Annotated in this window: 1 protein-coding gene; it reads left to right on the top strand. The window is 43.8% G+C overall.

The window, feature by feature from the left end:
• Positions 1-777, top strand: a 777-nt coding sequence (locus R7R24_RS26310) for an ATP-binding cassette domain-containing protein (RefSeq protein WP_318120063.1), incomplete at both ends; no start/stop codon positions are given.

Raw genomic sequence — 777 nt, 5'->3', positions numbered from 1 at the left:
TAAAAGGGCACAAAGTCGTATTGAGCTACGGTGGTCAAGACATTGAACGTCAACGTTTTGATAAAGTCAGCAACCAAATGCGTCAACAAAGTATGAAGTTGGTAACGGCTCAGGCTGCGGCAAACCCAATCATTCAAATGATTGCATCATTTGCGATTGTTGCTGTTCTTTATCTCGCAAGCATTGATTCAATCAAAGAGCAGTTGACTCCGGGTACTTTTACCGTGGTCTTTTCTGCGATGTTTGGTTTGATGCGCCCACTTAAAGCACTGACAAACGTAACTTCTCAATTCCAACGTGGTATGGCAGCAAGCCAAACTTTGTTTGCTCTGATCGATTTAGAACCAGAGAAAAACGAAGGTAAATACACGGTTGAGCGCGCGAAGGGTGATGTATCTGTGAAAGATGTCAGCTTCACGTATGTAGGTTCAGAAAAGCCGGCTCTAGAGCATGTCAGTTTTGATATTCCACGAGGTAAAACGGTCGCTCTAGTGGGGCGTTCAGGTTCAGGTAAAAGTACCATTGCGAACTTGTTTAACCGTTTTTATGACGTGGACAGTGGCTCGATTACATTAGATGGCCGTGATATTCGTGATTACGAATTGAAGAACTTGCGTGAGCAGTTTGCGTTGGTTTCGCAAAACGTACATCTTTTCAATGACACCATAGCAAACAACATTGCTTACGCGACGGAAGATAAGTACCAGCGCAGCGATATTGAGCATGCAGCGAAGCTGGCTCACGCAATGGAATTTATCAATAAGATGGAAAATGGTT

It is taken from the genome of Vibrio sp. 704 (assembly GCF_033339295.1).
Note: the sequence above shows the minus strand (reverse complement) of the source record. Positions and strands in the feature narration are given on the sequence as shown.